Here is a 22,332-nt window from a genome sequence, read left to right on the forward strand (position 1 = left end):
CTGTGGCGAGCGAGCTTGCTCGCGCTCGGCTGCGTAGCAGTCGTCAATTGGGCCTGCTTCGCAGGCCAGCGGGAGCAAGCTCCCTCGCCACAAAGGCTCACACAGGTTCAGGTGTCCGGGGTTTGTTCGGCCAGGGCTACGGCGCGGAACATCGCGCGGCGTTTGTTCAGGGTTTCTTCCCATTCCAGCGCCGGTACCGAGTCGGCCACGATGCCGCCACCGGCCTGCACGTGCAGTTCGCCGTTCTTGATCACCGCGGTACGGATGGCGATGGCCGTGTCCATGTTGCCGTTCCAGGCAAAGTAACCGACCGCACCGCCGTAGACGCCACGTTTCACCGGTTCCAGTTCATCGATGATTTCCATCGCGCGAATCTTCGGTGCACCCGACAACGTGCCCGCCGGCAGGATCGCCCGCAACGCGTCCATCGCCGTCAGCCCGGCCTTCAACTGCCCGGTGACGTTGGACACGATGTGCATGACGTTGGAATAACGCTCGATGACCATTTTCTCGGTGAGTTTCACAGAACCGATCTCCGAGACCCGACCGGTGTCGTTACGACCGAGGTCGATCAGCATCAAGTGCTCGGCGATTTCCTTGTCATCGGACAGCAGGTCTTTTTCCAGCGCCAGGTCAGCCTCTTCGTTAGCCCCGCGTGGACGGGTGCCGGCAATCGGGCGCACGGTGATCAAGTTGTCTTCGACCCGCACCAGCACTTCCGGGGAACTGCCGACGACATGGAAGTCGCCGAAGTTGAAGAAGTACATGTAAGGCGTCGGGTTGAAGCAGCGCAACGCCCGGTACAAATCGATCGGTGCAGCCTTGAAGTCGATCGACATGCGCTGGGACGGCACGACCTGCATGCAGTCACCGGCCAGGATGTATTCCTTGATGGTGTCGACGGCTTTTTCGTAATCGTCCTGGGTGAAACTCGAACGGAACACCGGATCAGCCGACTGTTGCTTGCTGAAATCCAGGCCACGGCGCGGCGTGATCGGCTGGCGGAGTTTTTCCATCAGTTCTTCCAGACGTTCCAGGCCTTGCTCGAAAGCACCGTCCTGCGCCGGGTCGGCCAGCACAATCGCGTGCATCTTGCCGGCGAGGTTATCGAACACCACCACCGCGTCAGAGACCATCAGCAGAATGTCCGGCACGCCCAGAGGATCCGGGTTCGGGCATTTGCCCAGACGCTTCTCCACATACCGCACGCAGTCATAACCGAAATAGCCCACCAGGCCGCCGTTGAAACGCGGCAGGCCAGCGATGGTCGGCACGTTATAGCGAGCCTTGAAGGTTTCGACGAACGCCAGCGGGTCTTCCACATCGTGGCTTTCGGTCTCGATGCCGTCGACGGTCACACTGACGTGATGGTCATGCACCCGCAGCACGGTGCGGCATGGCAAGCCGATTATCGAGTAACGGCCCCACTTCTCCCCGCCCTGAACCGATTCCAGCAGGTAGGAGTTCGGCTCGTCGGCCAGTTTCAGGTAGATCGACAGCGGCGTGTCGAAGTCAGCCAGGGTTTCGCAGGCAAGCGGGATGCGGTTGTAGCCGGCAGCGGCCAAACGCAGGAATTCTTCGCGGATCATGGGGTAGCCTCGTGGCTTGAGGGTCTAACAGTCAGGTATGCAAACGCGCCGGTATGCCGGCCAGGAACAAGTCAGGCGCGCCAACGCCAGCGGGCCAGGGCCTTGATGACTTTCATCCAGAGTTTGCGAGTGACCACCACGATGGCGTTTCCAGCAGGGGGTTGAACAGCGTCGGGCAACGTTATCTCAGCGGCCGAATCCAGGCAACCGGGAATTAACTTGCGCAGATCGTCGATCACCAGCGCCGGCGACTCTTCGGCAATCGGCCGGCCATGGTTGTAGCCGTAACTGAGCGCCACACACTTGACCCCCGCCGCTTTCGCCGCGAGCACATCGCTGCGCGAATCGCCGACGAACAAGGATTGCGAGGCCGGGATGTTGGCCATTTTCATCACGAAAAACAGCGCGGCCGGGTCGGGTTTCTTCTGCGGCAAGGTATCGCCGCCGATGATCCATTTGAAGTAGCGGCCGATTTTCATCTGATCCAGCAGCGGCGCGACGAAACGCTCCGGCTTGTTGGTGATCAGCGCCATTTCCACGCCTTGTTTGTTCAGCCACTTGAGGGTGTCACGCACACCGGGGTAAACCACGGTCAGCTCATGGCTCGCGCCATAGGCCTGCATGAAAATCTCCAGCGCGTGTTCAGCCTCGACATCGTCGACCGTCGAGTGTTCGATGCCACCCGCCAGCGCACGGCGCACCAATACCGGCGCGCCGTTACCGACCCATTCACGTACCGATTCGATGCCGGCGGGTTTGCGGCCCAGCTTGAGCAGCATGTGATCCACAGCCGCTGCGAGGTCCGGGACCGAATCGATCAGCGTGCCATCCAGATCGAACATCACCAGCCGCGGCAGACGCCCCGGGAACAGCTGCTCAAAACCACTCATGGGCGAGCCAGCGCCAGTTCGGCGCGCATCTTCTCTATCACTTCCTGATAGTTCGGTGCGTTGAAAATCGCCGAGCCTGCCACAAAGGTATCGGCGCCCGCCGCAGCGATTTCACGAATGTTGTTCACGTTCACGCCGCCGTCGATTTCCAGGCGGATGTCACGCCCGGACGCATCGATCAGGGCACGCGCCTGACGCAGTTTATCGAGGGTGCCGGGGATGAATTTCTGCCCGCCGAAGCCCGGGTTGACGCTCATCAGCAAGATCATGTCGACCTTGTCCATCACGTATTCGAGCACGCTCAGGGGTGTAGCCGGGTTGAACACCAGGCCCGATTTGCAACCGCCCTCGCGGATCAGTTGCAGGGAACGGTCGACGTGCTGCGAGGCTTCCGGGTGGAAGGTGATGTAGGTCGCACCGGCTTCGATGAAGTCACCGACGATGCGGTCCACCGGGCTGACCATCAGGTGCGCGTCGATCGGCGCGGTCACGCCGTACTTGCGCAGCGCCGCGCACACCATCGGGCCGATGGTCAGGTTCGGCACGTAGTGGTTGTCCATGACATCGAAGTGCACGAAGTCGGCACCGGCGGCCAGGACGTTGTCCACTTCTTCACCCAGGCGGGCGAAGTCGGCGGAGAGAATCGACGGAGCAATGACGAAGGGCTGCATGACGCACCTTTTTTGAGCAGAATCACGATGGCGCGCATTGTATACCTCATAGTTTGGCGCGCGCACTGTGACCGCGATGATTGGGGCTGCCTTCGATCAATAAGTCACGAAGAGCTCTAGTACGCCGCCCGGTAGATCTTCTCGATATCGACGGCGCTCAATTTGCGCGGATTGTTGCGCATCAGGCGCTCGATCCCTGCCGCTTCTGCGGCCATGGCCGGGATAGCGTCTTCGGGCACACCGAAACTGCGCAAGCCCAACGGGATTTCGACCGCCGCACACAGAGCGGTCATCGCCTCCACGGCTTTGTCCGCCGCTTCGTTGACGCTCAAGTGCGCGGTCTTCACCCCCATGGCCTCGGCAATATCCTGCATGCGCTCGACGCAGGCCATCTTGTTCCAAGTCATGACATAGGGCAGCAACAAGGCGTTGCTGACACCGTGGGCGATGTTGAAACGTCCGCCCAGCGGATACGCCAACGCATGCACCGCGCCGACCCCTGCATTGCCGAATGCCATGCCCGCCATCAGGCTGGCGGTGGCCATGTCTTCGCGGGCTTGCAGGTTGGACGGATTGGCATAGGCCTTGGGCAGCGCCTTGGCGATCAGCTTGATGGCACCGATGGCCAGGGCGTCGGTGATGGGAGAGGCGTTGACGGACAGGTAGGATTCAATGGCATGCACCAGCGCGTCGACGCCACTGGCGGCCGTGACACTGCGCGGGCAGGTCAGGGTCATTTGCGGACTGACCAGCGCCACGTCCGGCAACAGATAGTCGCTGACGATGCCTTTTTTCAGCTGCGCGACCTTGTCGGAAAGGATCGCCACGTTGGTGACTTCCGAACCGGTGCCGGCGGTGGTCGGGATCGCGATCAGCGGCGGCCCCTTGCGCGGCACCTGATCGATGCCGAACAAATCTTCCAGCGCGCCGTGGTAACCGGCATACGCCGCCACGCTCTTGGCGATATCGATGGCACTGCCGCCGCCCAGACCGATCAAGCCGTCATGCCCGCCGTCGCGATACACCCGCATGCAGTCTTCGACGATGGCGATTTCCGGGTCTGGCAGCACCCGATCGAATATCTCGTAGGACCGGTCCCCCAGCTGCGCCAGCGCCAGTTCGACCGTGCCGGACTTGACCAGCGCGGCATCGGTGACGATCAGCGGGTTGTCGACATCCAGACGGGTCAGTTCAGCGGCGAGCTGCTCGATGGCACCTGCGCCGGTGATCAGTTTGTGAGCGATTTTGAAAGAGGAAAGACTCATCGTGCGCAGCCTCTTATAGATAGGGGAGCTGGGCACAATAGTAGCTGGGGATTGGGGTTTGTCTGCTATTCAGGTCGTGAATGACCAACGATCCCGAAAACACCCCAAAAACAACTGCGGGATCGAGCCTGCTCGCGAAGACGGTGTGTCATTCAACATCGATGTCGACTGACACTACGCTTTCGCGAGCAGGCTCGCTCCCACAGGGGATGGTGCAGGGCTTTAGACCTGGGCGGTGCGCAGTTTTTCGCTGCGACCGCGCAGCCATTCCAGGGTCAGCAGCAGGATCACCGAGAAGGCGATCAACAGCGTTGCGGCAGCGGCGATGGTCGGGCTGAGGTTTTCGCGGATCCCGCTGAACATCTGCCGAGGCAAGGTCGCTTGCTCGGGACCGGCGAGGAACAACGTCACCACCACTTCATCGAACGACGTCGCGAAGGCGAACAGTGCCCCCGAAATCACACCCGGCGCAATCAGCGGCAACGTCACCCGGCGAAACGCGGTCAGCGGCGAAGCACCCAGGCTTGCAGCGGCGCGCACCAGGTTATGGTTGAAACCCTGCAAGGTCGCCGACACTGTGATGATCACAAACGGCACACCCAGCACCGCGTGCACGACGATCAGCGAGAAGAAGCTGTTGCCCAACCCCAACGGGGCAAAGAACAGGTAACTCGCCACACCGATGATCACCACCGGCACCACCATCGGCGAAATCACCAGCGCCATGACCAGCGCCTTGCCGGGAAAATCACCACGGGTCAGGCCAATCGCCGCCAGCGTGCCGAAGACCATCGCCAGCACCGTCGCCGCCGGGGCGACAATGATGCTGTTCTTCAGGGCGCGCATCCATTCAGCCGAAGCGAAGAAATCCTGGTACCAGTGCAGCGAGAAACCTTGCAGCGGGTACACGAGGAAACTGCCCGAGTTGAACGACAGCGGAATAATCACCAGCACTGGCAGAATCAGGAACAACAGAATCAAGCCGCAGAGAATCCGCAAACTGTAGAACCACACCCGCTCAACGGGCGACATATAAGGACTCAGCATTTCGTTCTCCCCTTAGCTCAGGCGCAGGCGACTGGCGCCCACCAGCCAGCTGTAAATCAGATAAAGCACCACGGTCGCCAGCAACAGCAGCCCGCCCAGTGCGGTCGCCATGCCCCAGTTGATGCTGGTGTTGGTGTAGAAGGCGACGAAGTAACTGACCATCTGATCGTTCGGGCTGCCCAGCAACGCCGGGGTGATGTAGTAGCCGATGGCGAGGATGAACACCAACAGGCAACCGGCGCCGACACCGGCATAGGTCTGCGGGAAGTACACCCGCCAGAAGCTGGCGAACGGGTGGCAGCCGAGGGAAATCGCGGCGCGCATGTACGTCGGCGAGATGCCTTTCATGACGCTGTAGATCGGCAGGATCATGAACGGCAGCAGGATGTGCACCATGGAGATGTAGACGCCGGTGCGGTTGAACACCAGCTCCAGCGGTTTATCGATGATGCCCATCGCCATCAAACCGCTGTTGATCAGCCCGCCCGATTGCAGCAACACGATCCACGCGGCGACGCGCACCAGGATCGAGGTCCAGAACGGCAGCAGGACCAGAATCATCAACAGGTTGCTTTGGCGCGATGGCAGGTTCGCCAGCAGGTAAGCCAATGGATACGCGAGCAGCAGGCAGATCACCGTAATGATCAGGCCCATCCAGAAGGTCCGGGCGAAGATGTCGAGGTAGATCGCCTGGTCAGGTGTGGCCGGGGCGATTTCACCGAGGTCATCGATACGGTGATCGACCGCCGCCAACAGGTAGTAAGGCGTGATGCTGCTGGCGTTGCGGCGCACCGCTTGCCAGTAGGCCGGGTCGCCCCAGCGTTCGTCGAGACCTTCCAGCGCTTCTTTATAAGAGGCCGGCTCGGTAGCGAACGGCAAGGCGCGGGCGGTTTTGGTCAGCAGGCTGCGGTAGCCGGCCAGTTCCATGTTCAGGCGCTTGGACAAATCGCCCAGGGTTTGATTCTTGCGGGCTTCGGCGAGGTCTTCGCTGGCCGCTTTGTAAACCGGTTCAGCAGGCAGGCCTCGGCCGTCCCAGCTGGCGATGGCGGACACGGTGCGCGGCATGCCGCCGACCACTTCCGGGTTGCCCACGCTTTTGTAGAGCAGCGCCACGATCGGCACCAGGAACACCAGCAACAGAAACAGCACCAGCGGCGCGATCAAGGCTTGGGCTTTCCAGCGGTTGACCCGCTCGGCGTGCCTGAGTCGCTGCTTCAAGGTGGGGTCAGTGCCCGCGTTCAGGGGAATGGCGGTGGCCATGGCGTACTCCGGAAATCTTTAAACGATCATTAAAGTGGGAGCGAACTTTTGTGGCGAGCGAGCTTGCTCGCGCTGGGCTGCGAAGCGGCCCCAAAATTCTGCTGACAACTTCCAATTTTGTGAGTGCTGCGCACTCAAGCGGGAGCAAGCTCCCTCGCCACAAAAGCTCGCCCTCACAGGAGGGCGAGCCCTCTGGTTACTTCGCAGCCCAGGAATTGAAGCGCTGTTCCAGTTGCTCGCCGTTGTCAGCCCAGAAGCTGACGTCGATCTGCACCTGGTTGGCGATGTTTTCCGGGGTGGTCGGCATGTCTTTCAGGACGTCCTTGGACAGCAACGGTACGGCTTGGGTGTTAGCCGGGCCGTAAGCGATGTTTTCCGAGTAGGTCTTCTGCTGCTGCGGCATCACCGAGAAAGCGATGAATTTCTTCGCCGCTTCAGCGCGTGCCTTGTCCAGACCTTTTGGAATCGCCCATGCGTCGAAGTCGTAGATGCCGCCGTTCCACACGACTTTCAGGTTGCTTTCTTTCTGCACGGCAGCGATCCGGCCGTTGTAGGCCGAGCTCATGACCACGTCACCCGAGGCGAGGTACTGCGGCGGTTGTGCGCCGGCTTCCCACCACTGAATGCTTGGCTTCAGCTCATCAAGCTTCTTGAACGCGCGGTCCTGGCCATCCTTGCCGGCCAATACTTTGTAGACGTCTTTCGGCGCAACGCCGTCGGCCATCAGAGCGAATTCCAGGGTGTACTTGGCGCCTTTACGCAGGCCACGCTTGCCCGGGAATTTCTTGGTGTCCCAGAAATCCACCCAACTGGTTGGCGCGGAAGCCAGTTTGTCGGCGTTGTAGGCCAGTACGGTCGACCACACGAAGAAACCCACGCCGCACGGCTGGATAGCGCCTTTGACGTAGTCTTCGGTCTTGCCGAACAGCTTCGGATCCAGCTGCTCGAACATGTCTTCGTCGCAACCACGGGACAGTTCTGGCGATTCAACTTCTACCAGGTCCCAGGACACGCTCTTGGTGTCGACCATGGCTTTGACCTTGGCCATTTCGCCGTTGTACTCGCCCGCCACGATCTTGCCGTTGCCTGCCGCTTCCCACGGTGCGTAGAAGGCTTTGACCTGCGCAGCCTTGTTCGCCCCGCCAAAGGACACCACGGTCAGGTCCGGGCCCGCCGCCATCGCGTGTGCCGCACCGATCATGCCCATGACCAGGGCGGTGAATTTCAGGGATCTCAACATTTATTGTTCTCTCCACGTGCAGGGTTGGTGTTGGTGTAGCCGGGGCGATCAGTTCGCCTCTAGAAGGGGGTCGAGCGCGCGAACGTGTTCGACCTGCCAGCCAAGCGGTACCACGTCGCCGACAGCCAGCGCGGGATCGAGCTCGGCAATCGGTTGTTTCACGAAGAAGTCGGTCTTGCCGCAGACTTCCAGGCGAACCCGGACGTGATCGCCCAGATAGATGAATTCCGCCACCCTCCCTGAGAAGCGGTTGACGCATGACTCGCTGGAACCGTTGAGGCTGATGCGCTCGGGACGAATCGACAGCGTGACCGGCTCACCGGTCTTGCCGACGTTGACCGCCAGCGCTTCAACTTTTTCACCACGACTCAGTTCAACAATGCAGCGATCGCCGGTCTGGCTGTGCAAGCGACCGTTGAGGCGGTTGTTCTCACCGATGAAGTTGGCGACGAAGGTGTTTTTCGGTTCTTCGTAGAGGGTGCGCGGCGGCGCGATCTGCTGGATCTCGCCTTGGTGGAACACCGCTACACGGTCGGACATGGTCAGGGCTTCGCCCTGGTCGTGGGTCACGTAGACCACGGTCACGCCGAGGCGCTGATGCAGGTGTTTGATCTCCATCTGCATGTGTTCGCGCAGTTGTTTATCGAGTGCGCCGAGGGGTTCGTCCATCAGCACCAGCTGCGGTTCGAACACCAAGGCACGGGCCAGCGCCACACGCTGTTGCTGGCCGCCGGACAGTTGTGCCGGATAGCGCTGAGCAAAGGCGTCGAGCTGGACCATGCTCAGGACTTTTTTGACCTTGTCGCTGACGTCGCTCTTGTTCAGGCCGCGCACGGTCAGCGGGAACGCGAGGTTCTCGGCGACGGTCATGTGCGGGAACAACGCGTAGTTCTGGAACACCATGCCGATATCACGCTTGTGTGGCGGCACGTTGTTGATGGAGCGCCCGGCCAGCAGGATTTCGCCTGCGGTCGGTGTTTCGAAACCGGCGAGCATCATCAGGCTGGTGGTCTTGCCGGAACCGGACGGCCCGAGCAAGGTGAGGAATTCGCCTTTGCGAATGTCCAGGTTGAGGTCTTTGACGATCAGGTTCTCGCCGTCGTAGCTTTTCTGCACTCCACGAAAGCTGACCAGAATGTCACTGGCCCCTGCGCTTGAATCGACCTGGCTCATACCCACACCTTTGTTATTGATGACTGCTGTGGGACTAAGCCTAGTGGACCCTGCCGACCACGCAAATCGGGGTGCAGGAGAGAATCGCCTCAGCCGGATGGAAGGTTTGGGGTAGGGATTGCCCTACAAGGATGGCGCGTTTTGACAAACGCAGCGGCAAGCTGTCAGCTACAAGCCGCAAGAACCGACAAAAGCAGCGCTGGAAGCATGTCGCATTTGGACATGCCACCAAAAACCCTGTGGGAGGGTTTTAGAGGAGTTTGTGTTCCATCGCGTACTTCACCAGTTCAGCCAGCGAGGTGATGTTGAGCTTCTGCATCAGCCGCGCCTTATGAGTGCTGATGGTTTTGCTGCTCAGGGCCAGTTGCTGGGCGATGTCATTGACGTTGACGCCCTGGGCCAGGCGTTCGAACACCGAAAACTCGCGCTCCGACAGCAATGAATGCAACGGCCGAGAATCGGTCAGGCCGACTTCGAACACCATGCGGTCGGCGAGGTCGGGGTCGATGTAGCGCCCGCCCGCCGCCACTTTACGAATGGCGGTCAACAGCAGCGCCGGATCACTGTCCTTGGTCGCGTAACCGGCAGCGCCAACCTTCAACGCCCGCGCGGCCATTTGCGCCTCGTCGTGCATCGACAATACGAGGATGGCGGGCGGATTGTTCAGCGCACGAATCCGCGGAATCGCCTCCAGGCCATTCACGCCCGGCATGGAGATGTCGAGCAATACCACCTCACACGGCACATGCCGCAAGGTTTCGAGCAACTGTTCACCATTGCTCGCCTCCCCCACCACCAGCAAATCCTTGGCCAGGCCGATCAACTGTTTGATGCCTTCACGGACGATGGTGTGGTCTTCGGCTACCAGTACACGGATCACGTTCTTCTCCATTGTTTTTATTTCAGAGCCAAGATCTTTCGCGAGCAGGCTCGCTCCCACAGGGTTTTGTGAACGAGGCACATCCAATGTGGGAGCGAGCCTGCTCGCGAAGGGGGCAGCAAAGACACTACAAAAAATCAGGCTGCATCCAGCGGCACCCGCACACTCAGCGTGGTGCCCTCCCCCGGCTCGCTCTCAAGCGACAACCGCCCACCCATGATCAACACCCGCTCACGCATGCCCACCACCCCGAAGGAGGTCGGCCTGCCCGTCGCGGGAACAAATCCTACGCCATCATCACTGACGGTCAGGCACAACTCGTCGCCTTCCAGCGCCAGCGACAGTTCAACAGTATGCGCCTGGGCATGGCGCATGACATTGGTCAGGGCTTCCTGAAGGATCCGGAACAAGCCAATCGCCTTGGCGTCGCTGAGCATCGGCAGATTGTCCGGCACCTGCACCAGACACGGAATCTGCGTGCGCGCCTCGAAACGCCGGGCCTGCCATTCGATGGCGGAAGCAATCCCGGCATCGAGAATCGGAGGTCGCAGCGCCGTGGCCACGTCGCGCACCAACTGGAACAGCTGGGCGATCAAGCGCTTCATGCTGTTCAAGCGTTCGTGCAGGCCCGGGTCGAGTTGCGCGTAGGCCAGTTCGCACATGGACGTTTCCAGTTTGAGCACGGTCAGCATCTGGCCCAGTTCGTCATGAACTTCCCTGGCGATGCGCGCCTTTTCCTCTTCGCGCACGCTTTCCAGGTGAGCCGACAATTCACGCAACTGTTCGCGGGAGCTGGCCAGTTCCAGCTCAATGCGCTTGCTCTCGCTGATGTCCCAGACGATACCGTCCCAGACGTAAGCGCCATCTTCGAGCTTGCGGGTGATGGCCTTGATCTCAGCCCAGCGTTGTTCGCCCGAACGGGTCAGGATCCGCCCTTGCCACGACCAGTCGCTGTCGGTGTCCAGCGCATGGTCCTGCGTCTGGTGATAGCTGGCCTTGTCGTCCGGGTGCACCAGACTGCGCAGGCCTTTGTCGCGATGGGCCAGGGTGGCCGGCGAGTAACCCACCAGGGTTTCACTGCCTTCACTGATGTAGGCAAAGTCGATCTGCCCCGTCACCGGTGCGCGCTCCAGGCGAAAGACCAGGCCCGGCACGTTGGCGGCGATCCCCTGCAAACGTGCCTCGCTTTCCTGCAATGCGGCCAGCGCGCGGCGGCGTTCGGTGACGTCATTGAGGTAGACCACCAGGTATTCGCCATCACGAAAGCGCATGAAGCTCAACGAGACATCCGTCGGCAAAATGCTGCCATCGGCCCGCACGCAGTGGGTTTCGAAGCTTTGCGGTCCGTCGTCACTGGCCCGTGCGCGTTTCCACAGATTCAACCAGCGGTCCATGTGCAGGCCGGGCTCGAAGTCGATCAGCGGCCGATCGATGATCCCGCCCGGGGCGTAGCCGAGCATGTTTTCGGCGGCGCGGTTGGCGTAGCGCACATGGCTGTCCCAGTTGACCCAGAGAATACCGACCGTGCTCTGATCGATGGAAAACTGCGTCAGGCGCAACGCCTCTTCGCTGGCCTCGCGCAAGGCAATGTCTTCACGCGCAGCCAACAGACGCGCCTCCAGATTGTGTTGTTGCCGCCGCTGCCAAAACACGATGGCCATGCTGCTCAACAACATGACGGCAAACAGCAGGCACAGGTTTTGCCAGAAACCGGGGGACTCGGTCAGTCGCGGGTATTTGGGTTGCAGCCATTGGCTGTGCAGTTGCTCCAGGTCCTTGGCCGGGATTGCCCGCAGCGCGCTTTCGACAATACTGGCCAGTTCCGGCCAATCCCGGCGAGTGGCCACGCGCAGCAATTGTGGCAGGCCGATGTCGCCCACCACGACCAGGCCGGCGAACTCCGGTTCGGCGGACAAACGCCCCAGTTGCGCTTCGTCGACCACGGCGTACCCGGCTTGCTGACTGAGCAACAATTGCAGCGCCTGACGCTCGATGGGCACGCCTTGCAGGTTCAGATGCGGATAATTGCTGCGCAAATAATCGGCGGTCGCGCTGGGCATGCGCACCGCGACGCGCGTCTGGCTGTCGAGCTTCTCCAGCTCCACGACACCGGTGCCTTTTTCATCACTGACCACCAGTTGTGGAACCCGCATGTACGGGTCGGTAAATTGCCACAGGCGCAAACCGGCCGGGGTTTGCGTCAGCCCTACGGCGATGTCGATTTCACCCTCGCGCGCGGCGTCTTCCAGCTGCGCGACGTCCGGGAAGTTGCGCCAGCTGAGCTCGACCTTGAGCGCACTGGCCAGCCATTTCATCAGCTCGACGTTGACCCCGGACAAGCGCTGCAAGCGGCGATCGTATTGAGCATAAGGCGCCTGCAACACCACGCCGACGCGCAATTCGTCGTGGGCCGCGAGCCATTGTTGTTGCTCGGGTGACAAGGTCGCGGCATGCCCCGGTGGTGCGGACGCCGCCCACCCCATCAAGGGAAACCACAAACAGCCGATAACCCACAGGCAGCGAAAACGCATCATCGAAGTCTCACACACTGACAAACACTGACTAACCCATTAGGCTGCCGGAATCACTTCTGGCCTGGAATATCCGATGCCCCCTGTCTACCGCCTGGCACTGCCAGCATTGTGCCTGTCGCTGATCCTGCCTTGTGCCTTTTCTGTCGAGGCCGCCGACCCGGCCCCTGCCGCGGCGGAAAAACCAGCCGAAGAAAAACCGGTCGAACGCCAGCCATTGCCTGAGCGTAGCCAGGAAGAAGCGACAGCACTTGAGCGAAAAATCCCCGCTCAGGAACAGCAACAGCTGCAAGCCGGCACCGATACTTTTCTCGCCTTGTGGAAGCCGGCCAATACCGCCGAGCCCAAGGGCGCAGTGATTATCATCCCCGGCGCTGGTGAAACTGTTGACTGGCCGCAAGCAATCGGTCCTTTGCGCCGTCAATTGCCGGACGCCAAATGGAGCAGCCTGAGTATCACCTTGCCGGACCTGCAAAGCGACGCCATTGCACCACGCATCGTCGAAGTCGCGCCGGCGCCTAAAGCACCGGAGACCGGCAGCAAGGATTCCACCACGGCGGCGCCCATTGAGCAGGCCGCCGGCGGCGAAGCGGAAGTGGCTGACAAGGCCATTGCTGAAACAACCGAAGAACAGGCCAAGGCCGACGCCGAGCGCATCTTTGCGCGCATCGACGCCGCCATTGCTTATGCCGAACAGCAAAGTGCCCGCAGCATTGTCGTGCTGGGTCATGGCACTGGCGCTTACTGGGCTGCGCGTTATCTGAGCGAGAGACAGCCCTCGCAAGTGGAAAAGTTTGTGATGGTCGCCGCCCAGACACCGGTGACGGCAAAGCCTGAGTTGGCCGAGCTGACGCCGACGTTGAAGCTGCCGACTGCTGACCTTTTCTATGTGGATAAGCCGCTGGACCGCAAAGCGGCGCTGGAACGCATGCAGGCCAGCAAACGGTTGAAGACGTCGGCGTTCAGTCAGGTCTCGCTCAAGGCATTGCCGGGTGATGCCAAGGCTGAGCAGGAGCAATTGGTGCGCCGGGTGCGCGGTTGGTTGAATCCGCAGAACGCGGCGGACTGATAGACCGAGTTGCCCCATTCGCGAGCAAGCCCGCTCCCACATTTGATCTTCGTCGCACACAGATTTTGTGCCGACTGAAAATTTAATGTGGGAGCGGGCTTGCTCGCGAAGGCGTCCTGACAGGCGACACAATCCCTAGCGAAAATCCCGCCGCTCACGAATCAACGTATAAGCCGTATGCAATTCACGCGTCTTGTCCGTTGCCTCACGCACCTGCAACGCCGTCGCCCCGCTGCCGGCGATCTTGTCCGGATGATGACGACTCAACAGGCGTCGATAAGCGCGCTTGATCTGCGCCGGCTCGCTGGTTGCCGACACCCCCAAAAGCCGCAACGCATCCTGATAAGTGATCGCGCTGCTGACCTGCGGCCGCTTGTGCTGCTCGTAATCGGCGGCCAGCGCCTGAACCTGATACGGCGTCCAGCCCAGCCATTTACCCCACTGGGCAATCAGCTCGCGCTCGCGATTGCCGGCACGGCCATCGGCCCAGACCATCCGCCAACAGGCGCGCAACACACCTTCCGCCGCATGCGGTTGAGCACTCAAACGTCGCAAATAGCCGCGTAACCGGTCATTGCCGGACTTGCCGCGATTGAACGCCGCAATGGCACGCCGCTGCGCCGGGTCCGTCATTTCCAGAGAGCGCATTTCCTGGCGGGCCTGCTGGATGTGGCCATCCACCACTCGCCCGTCACTCTTGGCCAAGCGCCCCAACAACACGAACAGCAGTTCATCATTGCGCAGCATCGGACGACCGCCGAGCTTTTCAAGCAAGTGCCCAAAACTTTGCAGGTGCAAGCGCCGATCCAGCGCCTGCCCCAACAAGGCGCCGAGCATGGCCCCCGGAATGCTGGCTATGGCAAAGCCTGCTCCGGCTCCGATCAGAGTCCCTGGCCACAGCATCTCAGCGGCTCGCTTCTATCAGGGTTTCAACGTCGGCCAGGCGTTCGTGCGTGCCGACATCCACCCAATGGCCTTTCAGGCGCTCACCCGTCACTTGCCCCTCGGCCATGGCTTTGCGCAACAGCGGCGCAAGCTTGAAGGCCCCGTCCGAACAGCCGTCGAACAGTTGCGGATGCAGCACCGCGATGCCGCTGTACGTCAGGGTCGTCGTCTGCGGCCGACCGTCGTGCACGTGCCCGTCGACCAAGGTGAAATCGCCCGTCGGGTGATGGGCCGGGTTGTCCGCCAGCACCAGGTGAGCCAGCCCGTTGATGGGTTGATGCAGCACGCTGAAGTCGTAGTCGGTCCAGATGTCACCATTGACCACCACAAAGGCCTCGTCCCCCAGCAACGGCAATGCGCGGAAAATGCCGCCGCCGGTTTCCAGCGGCTCGCCTTCGGGCGAGTACTGAATGCTGACGCCATAGCGCGAACCGTCGCCCAGATAGTCTTCGATCTGCTGACCGAGCCAGGCGTGGTTGATCACGATCTCGGTGAACCCGGCCGCCGCCAGGGCGCGCAGGTGGTACTCGATCAATGGCACGCCGCCAGCGCGAACCAGCGGTTTGGGGGTGGTCAGGGTCAACGGGCGCATGCGCTCGCCCTTGCCGGCCGCCAGAATCATTGCCTTCATGCATTCGCTCCGGCACGCAGGCTCAACAGCAATACGTCCAACTCGGCCAGTTCAGGGCGGCGGGCGATCACAGCTTCTATATAGGCGAAGAAGCGCGGCACGTCGGCGAGGTAGCGCGGCTTGCCGTCGCGATGGCAGATGCGGGCGAAGATGCCGATGACTTTCAGGTGACGCTGCACGCCCATCAGGTCGCTGGCACGCAGGAATTCTTCGAAGTCCGGTTGAACCGGAATGTCGAGGGTTGCGGCCTGCTGCCAGTACGTTTCGAGCCAGCCGCGCACGCGTTCTTCAGGCCAGCTGAGGAAGGCGTCCTTGAACAGGCAGGTCACGTCGTAGGTCACGGGACCGTACACCGCGTCCTGGAAATCCAGCACGCCCGGATTCGGTTCGCTGAGCATCAGGTTGCGTGGCATGTAGTCGCGGTGCACCAGGACTTTGGGCTGAGCCAGGGCGCTATCGATCAACAGATCGGTAGCGTTTTGCCAGAGCATTTTCTGCGCCGCGTCGAACTCGATGCCCAACTCGTGTTTTACGTACCAGTCGGGGAACAGTTCCAGCTCGCGACGCAACAGTGCGACGTCATAACTCGGCAACGGAGCAACCATCGGCAACTGTTGAAAAGCCAACAGTGCTTGCAGGGCATCGTTGAACAAATTGTCGGCATTTTCGCTGTCGATCACGTCGAGATAAGTCTTGTTGCCCAGGTCATTGAGCAAAAGAAAACCGCGTTCGAGGTCTTCGGCATAAATTTTCGGCACATTTATTCCGGATTTCGCCAGCAAAAAAGCGATATCCACGAAGGGTTTGCAGTTTTCCTGGGGCGGTGGCGCGTCCATCACAATGAAACTTTTGCCCTCGCCTTCCCAACGGAAATAGCGCCGAAAACTCGCGTCGCTACTGGCCGCGGTCAACGTGGCCGGGGGTACGGCGCCCCAGCCCTGTTCTGCAAAGAGAATCGCCAACTGCTCATCGAGCCAAACTTTCAGGTGTTGCAAACGTACATCTTGGTCAGGCATTGCAAGGGTCTCCGACGGCGCTAGCCGTCAAGCGGGTCATGCTTTATTATCCAGCATCTTTTTCAGACCATCGAGAGGCGTGCGGCCCACACCGCGGGCAGATGGCACGCAGGAAGCCCGGACTAATAAGATGGCATTGAAATCCCCCGCGTTTCGTAAAAAATTTCCGTTGTTGGTTACCGGCAGTCTGCTGGCCCTGCAACCCCTAGCCACTTCATTCGTGGTCGCCGCGGAACAGTATGACTGCTCAGTCTCTGCTTCGGGTGCCTGGAACTGTGCGCCAAAATCGCCAGCGGCGGCATTGCCACCGCGTCCAGTACATAACGGCGATGTCACAGCCACTGCCGATGCGGCAGCCGAGAGCGGCTCCAGCGAAAGCACCGAAGCCAAGCCTGCACTCGTTACTGAGTCCAAGGGCCGTGGCATGAAGTCGCGTAGTGCAGACTACAGTCACCTCGACTGGGTTCCACGCGAGAACCTCACTGCCGCGCAATTGGCCGAAACCGGTCCTTATTGCTCTGGTTCCTATATCGAACCGATTCGTCCTGGCATGAATGACAAGACGAATAAAAGTGACGCTCCGACCTTTATCGGCGCCAAGGCCTCGCGCTACAACACCGAAGATCAGGTCGGCACGCTGGCCGGTGACGTCGTGTTGCGTCAGGGCAGCATGCAGGTCGAGTCCGACGAGGCCAGCCTGTATCAGGCCGAGAGCCGCGCCGAACTCAATGGCGACGTGCGCATCCGCGACAACGGCGCACTGATCGTCGGCGACCACGCCGATGTGCAGCTCGACACCGGTGAAGCCAAGGTCGACAACGCCGAATACGTGATGCACAAATCCCGTATCCGCGGTAACGCGCTGTACGCCAAGCGCGCCGAAAACGCGATCATCCGCCTCAAGGATGGTACGTACACCACGTGCGAACCGAACAGCAACGCCTGGCAGCTCAAGGGTAACAACATCACCCTTAACCCGGCGACCGGCTTCGGCACCGCGACCAACGTGACACTGCGGGTCAAGGACATTCCTGTCCTGTACACGCCGTACATCTACTTCCCGATCGACGACCGTCGCCAGTCGGGCTTCCTGCCGCCGACCATCGGCACCGGCAGCGATACCGGCTTCATGCTGGTCACCCCGTATTACTTCAACCTGGCGCCGAACTACGACGCCACGTTGTACCCGCGTTACATGGAAAAGCACGGCTTGTTGATGGAAGGCGAATTCCGCTACCTGACCAAGTCGAGTGAAGGGCAGTTTGGTGGTGCGTATCTCAACGACGAAAGCGATGAGCGCGACAAGCAGACCGACTTCCAGAAAGAACGCTACATGTATAACTGGCAGCACAAAGGTGGTCTGGATGAGCGTGTCCTCACGCAAGTCGACTACACCAAGATCAGCGATCCTTACTACTTCCAGGATCTGCAGACCGACCAGATTGGCGTGAAAAGCGCTGACTACGTCAACCAGCAGGGCTCCGTGAGCTACCGCGGTGACAACTATGTGGCCCGCATCAACGCCCAGGCGTACCAGCTGGCGACTGTTGCCAACATCACGCCGTATGATCGCTTGCCGCAAATCACCTTCAACGGTGCGCTGCCGTATCATCCAGGCGGCCTGGACTTCACCTACGACACCGAAATCGTGCGGTTCGATCGAGATCTGCAAAACGGCACGTACAGCGATGAAGACGGCAACGTAACCCCGCGCCTGGACACTAACGTTCAAGGTCTGGCCCGCGCCAACGGCGATCGCCTCAACCTGGCGCCAGCCGTCAGCCTGCCGCTGGACTGGACTTATGGTTTCATCAAACCGAAACTCAAGTACCAATACACCCAGTACCAACTGGATCTGGACAGTATCGGCAAAAACCAGATCGTGGCTCAAGATCAAGCCGCCGCTGCGGCCGGGACTGAGAACTTCAACGGTAATTTCGGCAGCAACCAGAATCGTGCCGTGCCAATTGCCAGCATCGACAGCGGCCTGTACTTCGATCGCAACACCCAATGGTTCGGCAAAAACTATCGCCAGACCCTTGAGCCGCGCCTGTACTACCTCTACGTGCCTGAGAAAGACCAGGAAGACATTCCTGTTTTCGACACCGGCGAATACACCTTCAACTATGCATCGCTGTTCCGTGACAATCGCTTCTCTGGCTCCGACCGTGTCGGCGACGAGAACAAACTGTCGCTGGGCATCACCAACCGCTGGATCGAAGACGACGGCTTTGAACGTCAACGCATCAGCGTAGGCCAGGCGATGTACTTCAAGGACCGCGAAGTCCAGTTGCCGGGTATCGATGCAAAAACCCGTGCCGATGCTCAAGCCAACGTTTCGCCGTACGCACTGGAATACGAGTACCGCTGGAACCGCGACTGGCGCACCACGGCCGACTACAACTGGGACCCGGACAGCCACAGCCCTCGCTCGGGTAGCGCGATGTTCCACTACCAGCCTGAAGACAACCCGAACAAGGTCATCAACGCCGGCTATCGCTATCGTAACGACCAGGTGATCTACAACCAGAACACCGGTAAGTGGCAGTTTGGCGGCGACTACGGCACCCCAGGCTCGCCGGACTTCGTGAAGGATTACTACAAGATCCAGCAGCATGACTTCTCGGTTATCTGGCCGGTCGTGCCTCAATGGAACGTTATCAGCCGCTGGCAGTATGACTACAACCGCGACCGTACCCTGGAAGCCTTTGGTGGCTTCGAGTACGACAACTGCTGCTGGAAATTGCGCCTGATCAACCGTTACTGGGTTTCCTATGACGAGTTCAGTCAGCAAGCTCCACAAAACGAAAAAGGCGACCACGGCGTCTTCCTACAAATCGTTCTGAAAGGTCTCGGCGGCCTCACCGGCGCCAAAGTAGAGAGCTTCCTCGACAAAGGCATCCAAGGTTATCGTGAACGTGAAGACCAAGCTTTCTGATTGTCTGCGCCCCCTGCTGCTGGGCGCGCTGTTCCTGGGTACCGCGGCTAACGCCGCCGTACAGTCCATCGACAAAGTGGTGGCCATCGTCGACAACGACGTGGTCATGCAGAGCCAACTGGACCAACGCGTTCATGAAGTTCAGGCAACCATTGCCAAGCGCGGCTCTGCCGTGCCTCCAGCCAGCGTGCTGCAGCAGCAGGTGCTTGAGCGCCTGATCGTCGAAAACCTGCAACTGCAGATCGGCGAACGCTCGGGCATCCGCATTACCGATGAAGAACTGAACCAGGCAGTGGGCACCATTGCCCAGCGTAACAACATGTCGGTGGATCAATTCCGCGCCGCGCTGGCTCACGACGGTCTGTCTTATGACGACGCCCGTGAACAGATTCGCCGTGAAATGGTCATCAGCCGTGTGCGCCAACGCCGTGTAGCCGAGCGCATCCAGGTGTCTGAACAGGAAGTGAAGAACTTCCTCGCCTCCGACCTTGGCAAGATGCAATTGTCCGAAGAGTTTCGCTTGGCCAACATCCTGATTCCTACGCCGGAAAGCGCCAACTCCGACGCGATTCAGAATGCTGCCAAACAGGCCGACGCGGTTTACCAGCAGCTCAAGCAAGGCGCTGACTTCGGTCAGTTGGCCATCGCCAAGTCTGCCAGCGAAACTGCACTGGAAGGTGGCGACATGGGCTGGCGTAAAGCCGCTCAACTGCCACCTCCGTTCGATCGCATGTTGAGCACCATGACGGTTGGCGAAGTTACCCAGCCAATGCGTACACCGGGTGGCTTCATCATCCTGAAGATCCTCGACAAGCGTGGCGGTGCAACCCAGACGCGAGATGAGGTGCACGTGCGCCACATCCTGGTCAAACCAAGCCCGATCCGCGACGAAGCGAAAACCAAGGCCCTGGTCGAGTCGCTCTACTCCCGTATCGAAGCCGGTGAAGATTTCAGCGAACTGGCCAAAAGCTACTCGGAAGACCCGGGTTCTGCCCTCAACGGCGGCGACCTGAACTGGATCGACCCGAACGTACTGGTGCCCGAGTTCCGCGAAGTGATGGCCAAGACCCCGCAAGGTCAGCTGTCCAAGCCATTCAAGACCCAGTACGGCTGGCACGTTCTGGAAGTGCTGGGCCGTCGCGCCACCGACAGCACCGCCCAGGCTCGCGAGCAACAGGCGATGACCGTATTGCGTAACCGCAAATACGACGAAGAGCTGCAAACCTGGCTGCGTCAGATCCGTGACGAAGCGTACGTAGAGATCAAACTCCCTGGTGCAGACCAGGCAGCGCAGTGAAACCCAAGCGTTTCGCGCTGACACCCGGCGAACCGGCCGGCATAGGTCCTGACCTGTGCCTGCTGCTCGCCTCGCAAGCCCAGCCACACCCCCTGATAGCCATAACCAGCCGCGACCTGCTCCTTGAGCGGGCTGCGCAGCTGGGTGTGGTTGTCGATCTGCTGCCGGTAACGCCGGACAGCTGGCCGGATGTGCCTGCACCTGCGAACAGTTTGTATGTCTGGGATACACCGCTCAATTCGCCGGTCGTCGCCGGCCATTTGGACAAGGCCAATGCCGCTTTCGTCCTGGAAACCCTGACCCGTGCGGGCCAGGGCTGCCTGGACGGGCACTTCGCCGGGATGATCACCGCCCCTGTGCACAAGGGTGTGATCAACGAATCCGGGATCGCCTTTTCCGGCCACACGGAATTCCTCGCTGACCTGACCCATACCGCCCAAGTGGTGATGATGCTTGCCACACGCGGATTGCGCGTGGCGCTGGTCACCACTCACCTGCCCCTTCGCGAGATTGCCGATGCAATCACGCCGGAGCGCCTGGAGCGGGTCACGCGAATTCTGCACGCCGACCTGCAAGAAAAGTTCGGCATTGCCCAGCCACGTATCCTGGTCTGCGGGCTTAACCCGCACGCCGGTGAAGGCGGACACCTGGGCCATGAAGAAATCGACATCATCGAACCTACATTAGAGCGCCTGCGCGGTGAAGGCATGGACCTTCGTGGTCCCCTGCCCGCCGACACTCTGTTTACCCCCAAATATCTGGAGCACTGCGACGCAGTGCTGGCGATGTACCACGACCAGGGCCTGCCCGTGCTGAAATACAAAGGCTTCGGCGCAGCAGTCAACGTGACCCTCGGCTTGCCGATCATCCGCACCTCGGTCGACCACGGCACAGCCCTGGATCTGGCCGGCAGCGGAAAAATCGACACCGGCAGCCTGCAAGTCGCCCTGGAAACCGCCTACCAGATGGCCGAGACCCGTTTATGACCGAGCATTACCAACACAAGGCGCGCAAACGCTTTGGCCAGAACTTCCTGCACGATGCGGGTGTTATCGACAAAATCCTGCGCTCCATCCATGCCAAGGCCGAAGACCGCGTGCTGGAAATCGGCCCGGGCCAGGGTGCCTTGACTCAAGGCCTGCTCAACAGCGGCGCGCAACTGGACGTGGTGGAGCTGGACAAGGACCTGGTCCCGATCCTCAATCAGCAGTTCGCCGGACGGAGCAACTTCAGCCTGCATCAGGGCGATGCGCTGAAGTTCGACTTCACCAGCCTGAATGCTGCGCCGGGTAGCCTGCGCGTGGTCGGCAACCTGCCGTACAACATCTCTACACCGCTGATTTTTCACCTGCTGCATAACGCCAGCCTGATCCGCGACATGCACTTCATGCTGCAAAAAGAAGTGGTAGAGCGCATGGCGGCGGGTCCTGGCGGCGGTGATTGGGGTCGCTTGTCGATCATGGTTCAGTACCACTGCCGGGTCGAGCATCTGTTCAACGTCGGCCCGGGCGCGTTCAATCCGCCGCCAAAGGTTGATTCGGCCATCGTGCGCCTGGTGCCTCACGCGGTACTGCCACATCCGGCCAAAGACCACAAATTGCTGGAGCGCGTCGTTCGCGAAGCCTTCAACCAGCGCCGCAAGACCCTGCGCAACACCCTCAAGTTGCTGCTGAGCAATGCCGAGATCGAAGCCGCCGGCGTCGATGGCAGCCTGCGTCCCGAGCAACTCGACCTGGCCGCCTTCGTGCGCCTCGCCGACAAGCTCAGCGAACAAGTCCTGAACCCGCCCGCCGCCGACTGACAGGTGACGAGTGTTATCGGGTAGGACGCCAGACGCGATGTCTGGTTTACTACCCGGTACTTGGCCTAGACTGAACACCATCAGCTACG

Annotated in this window: 18 protein-coding genes; 5 read left to right on the forward strand and 13 right to left on the reverse strand. The window is 60.5% G+C overall.

Features of this window, described 5'->3' with window-relative positions:
- Positions 1–107: 107 nt before the first annotated feature.
- The 10 genes from trpE to ACWKV5_RS22825 all read right to left on the reverse strand — a co-directional run bounded on the left by trpE (position 108) and on the right by ACWKV5_RS22825 (position 12,549).
- Positions 108–1,589: an anthranilate synthase component I gene (gene trpE / locus ACWKV5_RS22780; RefSeq protein WP_483843080.1), complete on the reverse strand. Its 1,482-nt coding sequence runs from the start codon at positions 1,587–1,589 to the stop codon at positions 108–110.
- A 71-nt stretch (positions 1,590–1,660) separates the two neighbouring features.
- A complete protein-coding gene (locus ACWKV5_RS22785; RefSeq protein ID WP_483843081.1) occupies positions 1,661–2,479 on the reverse strand; it encodes a phosphoglycolate phosphatase in 819 nt (272 codons plus the stop codon).
- Positions 2,476–3,150, reverse strand: a complete 675-nt coding sequence (rpe, locus tag ACWKV5_RS22790; protein ID WP_027926743.1) for a ribulose-phosphate 3-epimerase — start codon at positions 3,148–3,150, stop codon at positions 2,476–2,478. Before rpe ends, ACWKV5_RS22785 begins: the two co-directional genes overlap by 4 nt.
- A gap of 116 nt (positions 3,151–3,266) precedes the next feature.
- Positions 3,267–4,415 (reverse strand): iron-containing alcohol dehydrogenase, encoded by a 1,149-nt coding sequence (locus ACWKV5_RS22795; protein ID WP_483843082.1) that lies wholly within the window; start codon positions 4,413–4,415, stop codon positions 3,267–3,269.
- A 222-nt stretch (positions 4,416–4,637) separates the two neighbouring features.
- Complete coding sequence (locus ACWKV5_RS22800; protein ID WP_027926741.1) at positions 4,638–5,462, reverse strand: ABC transporter permease; 825 nt, start codon at positions 5,460–5,462, stop codon at positions 4,638–4,640.
- A 12-nt stretch (positions 5,463–5,474) separates the two neighbouring features.
- Complete coding sequence (locus tag ACWKV5_RS22805) at positions 5,475–6,722, reverse strand: ABC transporter permease (protein ID WP_483843083.1); 1,248 nt, start codon at positions 6,720–6,722, stop codon at positions 5,475–5,477.
- Positions 6,723–6,918: 196 nt separating this feature from the next.
- Positions 6,919–7,962, reverse strand: coding sequence for an ABC transporter substrate-binding protein (locus ACWKV5_RS22810; protein ID WP_123433102.1), 1,044 nt, complete (start codon positions 7,960–7,962; stop codon positions 6,919–6,921).
- A gap of 48 nt (positions 7,963–8,010) precedes the next feature.
- Entirely contained in the window at positions 8,011–9,135 is a 1,125-nt protein-coding gene (locus tag ACWKV5_RS22815; protein ID WP_483843084.1) for an ABC transporter ATP-binding protein, read from the reverse strand.
- Between the two features lie 250 nt (positions 9,136–9,385).
- A complete protein-coding gene (locus tag ACWKV5_RS22820) occupies positions 9,386–10,015 on the reverse strand; it encodes a response regulator (protein ID WP_027926737.1) in 630 nt (209 codons plus the stop codon).
- A 137-nt stretch (positions 10,016–10,152) separates the two neighbouring features.
- Positions 10,153–12,549, reverse strand: a complete 2,397-nt coding sequence (locus ACWKV5_RS22825) for a PAS domain-containing sensor histidine kinase (RefSeq protein WP_483843085.1) — start codon at positions 12,547–12,549, stop codon at positions 10,153–10,155.
- Between the two features lie 73 nt (positions 12,550–12,622).
- Between ACWKV5_RS22825 and ACWKV5_RS22830 the strand changes: the two genes are divergently transcribed.
- Positions 12,623–13,615 (forward strand): alpha/beta hydrolase family protein, encoded by a 993-nt coding sequence (locus ACWKV5_RS22830; protein WP_483843086.1) that lies wholly within the window; start codon positions 12,623–12,625, stop codon positions 13,613–13,615.
- A 135-nt stretch (positions 13,616–13,750) separates the two neighbouring features.
- Here the strand turns inward: ACWKV5_RS22830 and ACWKV5_RS22835 are convergent, their stop codons facing one another.
- The 3 genes from ACWKV5_RS22835 to ACWKV5_RS22845 are packed head-to-tail and all read right to left on the reverse strand — an operon-like array spanning position 13,751 to position 16,207.
- Positions 13,751–14,518 (reverse strand): TerB family tellurite resistance protein, encoded by a 768-nt coding sequence (locus tag ACWKV5_RS22835; RefSeq protein ID WP_483843087.1) that lies wholly within the window; start codon positions 14,516–14,518, stop codon positions 13,751–13,753.
- 1 nt (position 14,519) lies between these two features.
- Complete coding sequence (gene murU, locus ACWKV5_RS22840) at positions 14,520–15,191, reverse strand: N-acetylmuramate alpha-1-phosphate uridylyltransferase MurU (protein ID WP_483843088.1); 672 nt, start codon at positions 15,189–15,191, stop codon at positions 14,520–14,522.
- A complete protein-coding gene (locus ACWKV5_RS22845) occupies positions 15,188–16,207 on the reverse strand; it encodes an aminoglycoside phosphotransferase family protein (protein WP_483843089.1) in 1,020 nt (339 codons plus the stop codon). Before ACWKV5_RS22845 ends, murU begins: the two co-directional genes overlap by 4 nt.
- A 130-nt stretch (positions 16,208–16,337) precedes the next feature.
- Between ACWKV5_RS22845 and ACWKV5_RS22850 the strand changes: the two genes are divergently transcribed.
- Genes ACWKV5_RS22850 through rsmA form a run of 4 tightly spaced genes read left to right on the forward strand, consistent with a single transcriptional unit; the run spans position 16,338 to position 22,243 of the window.
- Complete coding sequence (locus tag ACWKV5_RS22850; RefSeq protein WP_483843090.1) at positions 16,338–19,145, forward strand: LPS-assembly protein LptD; 2,808 nt, start codon at positions 16,338–16,340, stop codon at positions 19,143–19,145.
- Positions 19,120–20,442, forward strand: a complete 1,323-nt coding sequence (gene surA / locus ACWKV5_RS22855) for a peptidylprolyl isomerase SurA (protein WP_483843091.1) — start codon at positions 19,120–19,122, stop codon at positions 20,440–20,442. Before ACWKV5_RS22850 ends, surA begins: the two co-directional genes overlap by 26 nt.
- Positions 20,439–21,428, forward strand: coding sequence for a 4-hydroxythreonine-4-phosphate dehydrogenase PdxA (gene pdxA, locus ACWKV5_RS22860; protein ID WP_483843092.1), 990 nt, complete (start codon positions 20,439–20,441; stop codon positions 21,426–21,428). The genes surA and pdxA overlap by 4 nt, the downstream gene beginning before the upstream one ends.
- On the forward strand, positions 21,425–22,243 hold the full coding sequence (gene rsmA / locus ACWKV5_RS22865; RefSeq protein ID WP_123433093.1) for a 16S rRNA (adenine(1518)-N(6)/adenine(1519)-N(6))-dimethyltransferase RsmA: 819 nt from the start codon (positions 21,425–21,427) through the stop codon (positions 22,241–22,243). Before pdxA ends, rsmA begins: the two co-directional genes overlap by 4 nt.
- Positions 22,244–22,332: the final 89 nt, after the last annotated feature.

The sequence above is a fragment of the Pseudomonas oplopanacis genome (assembly GCF_057128725.1).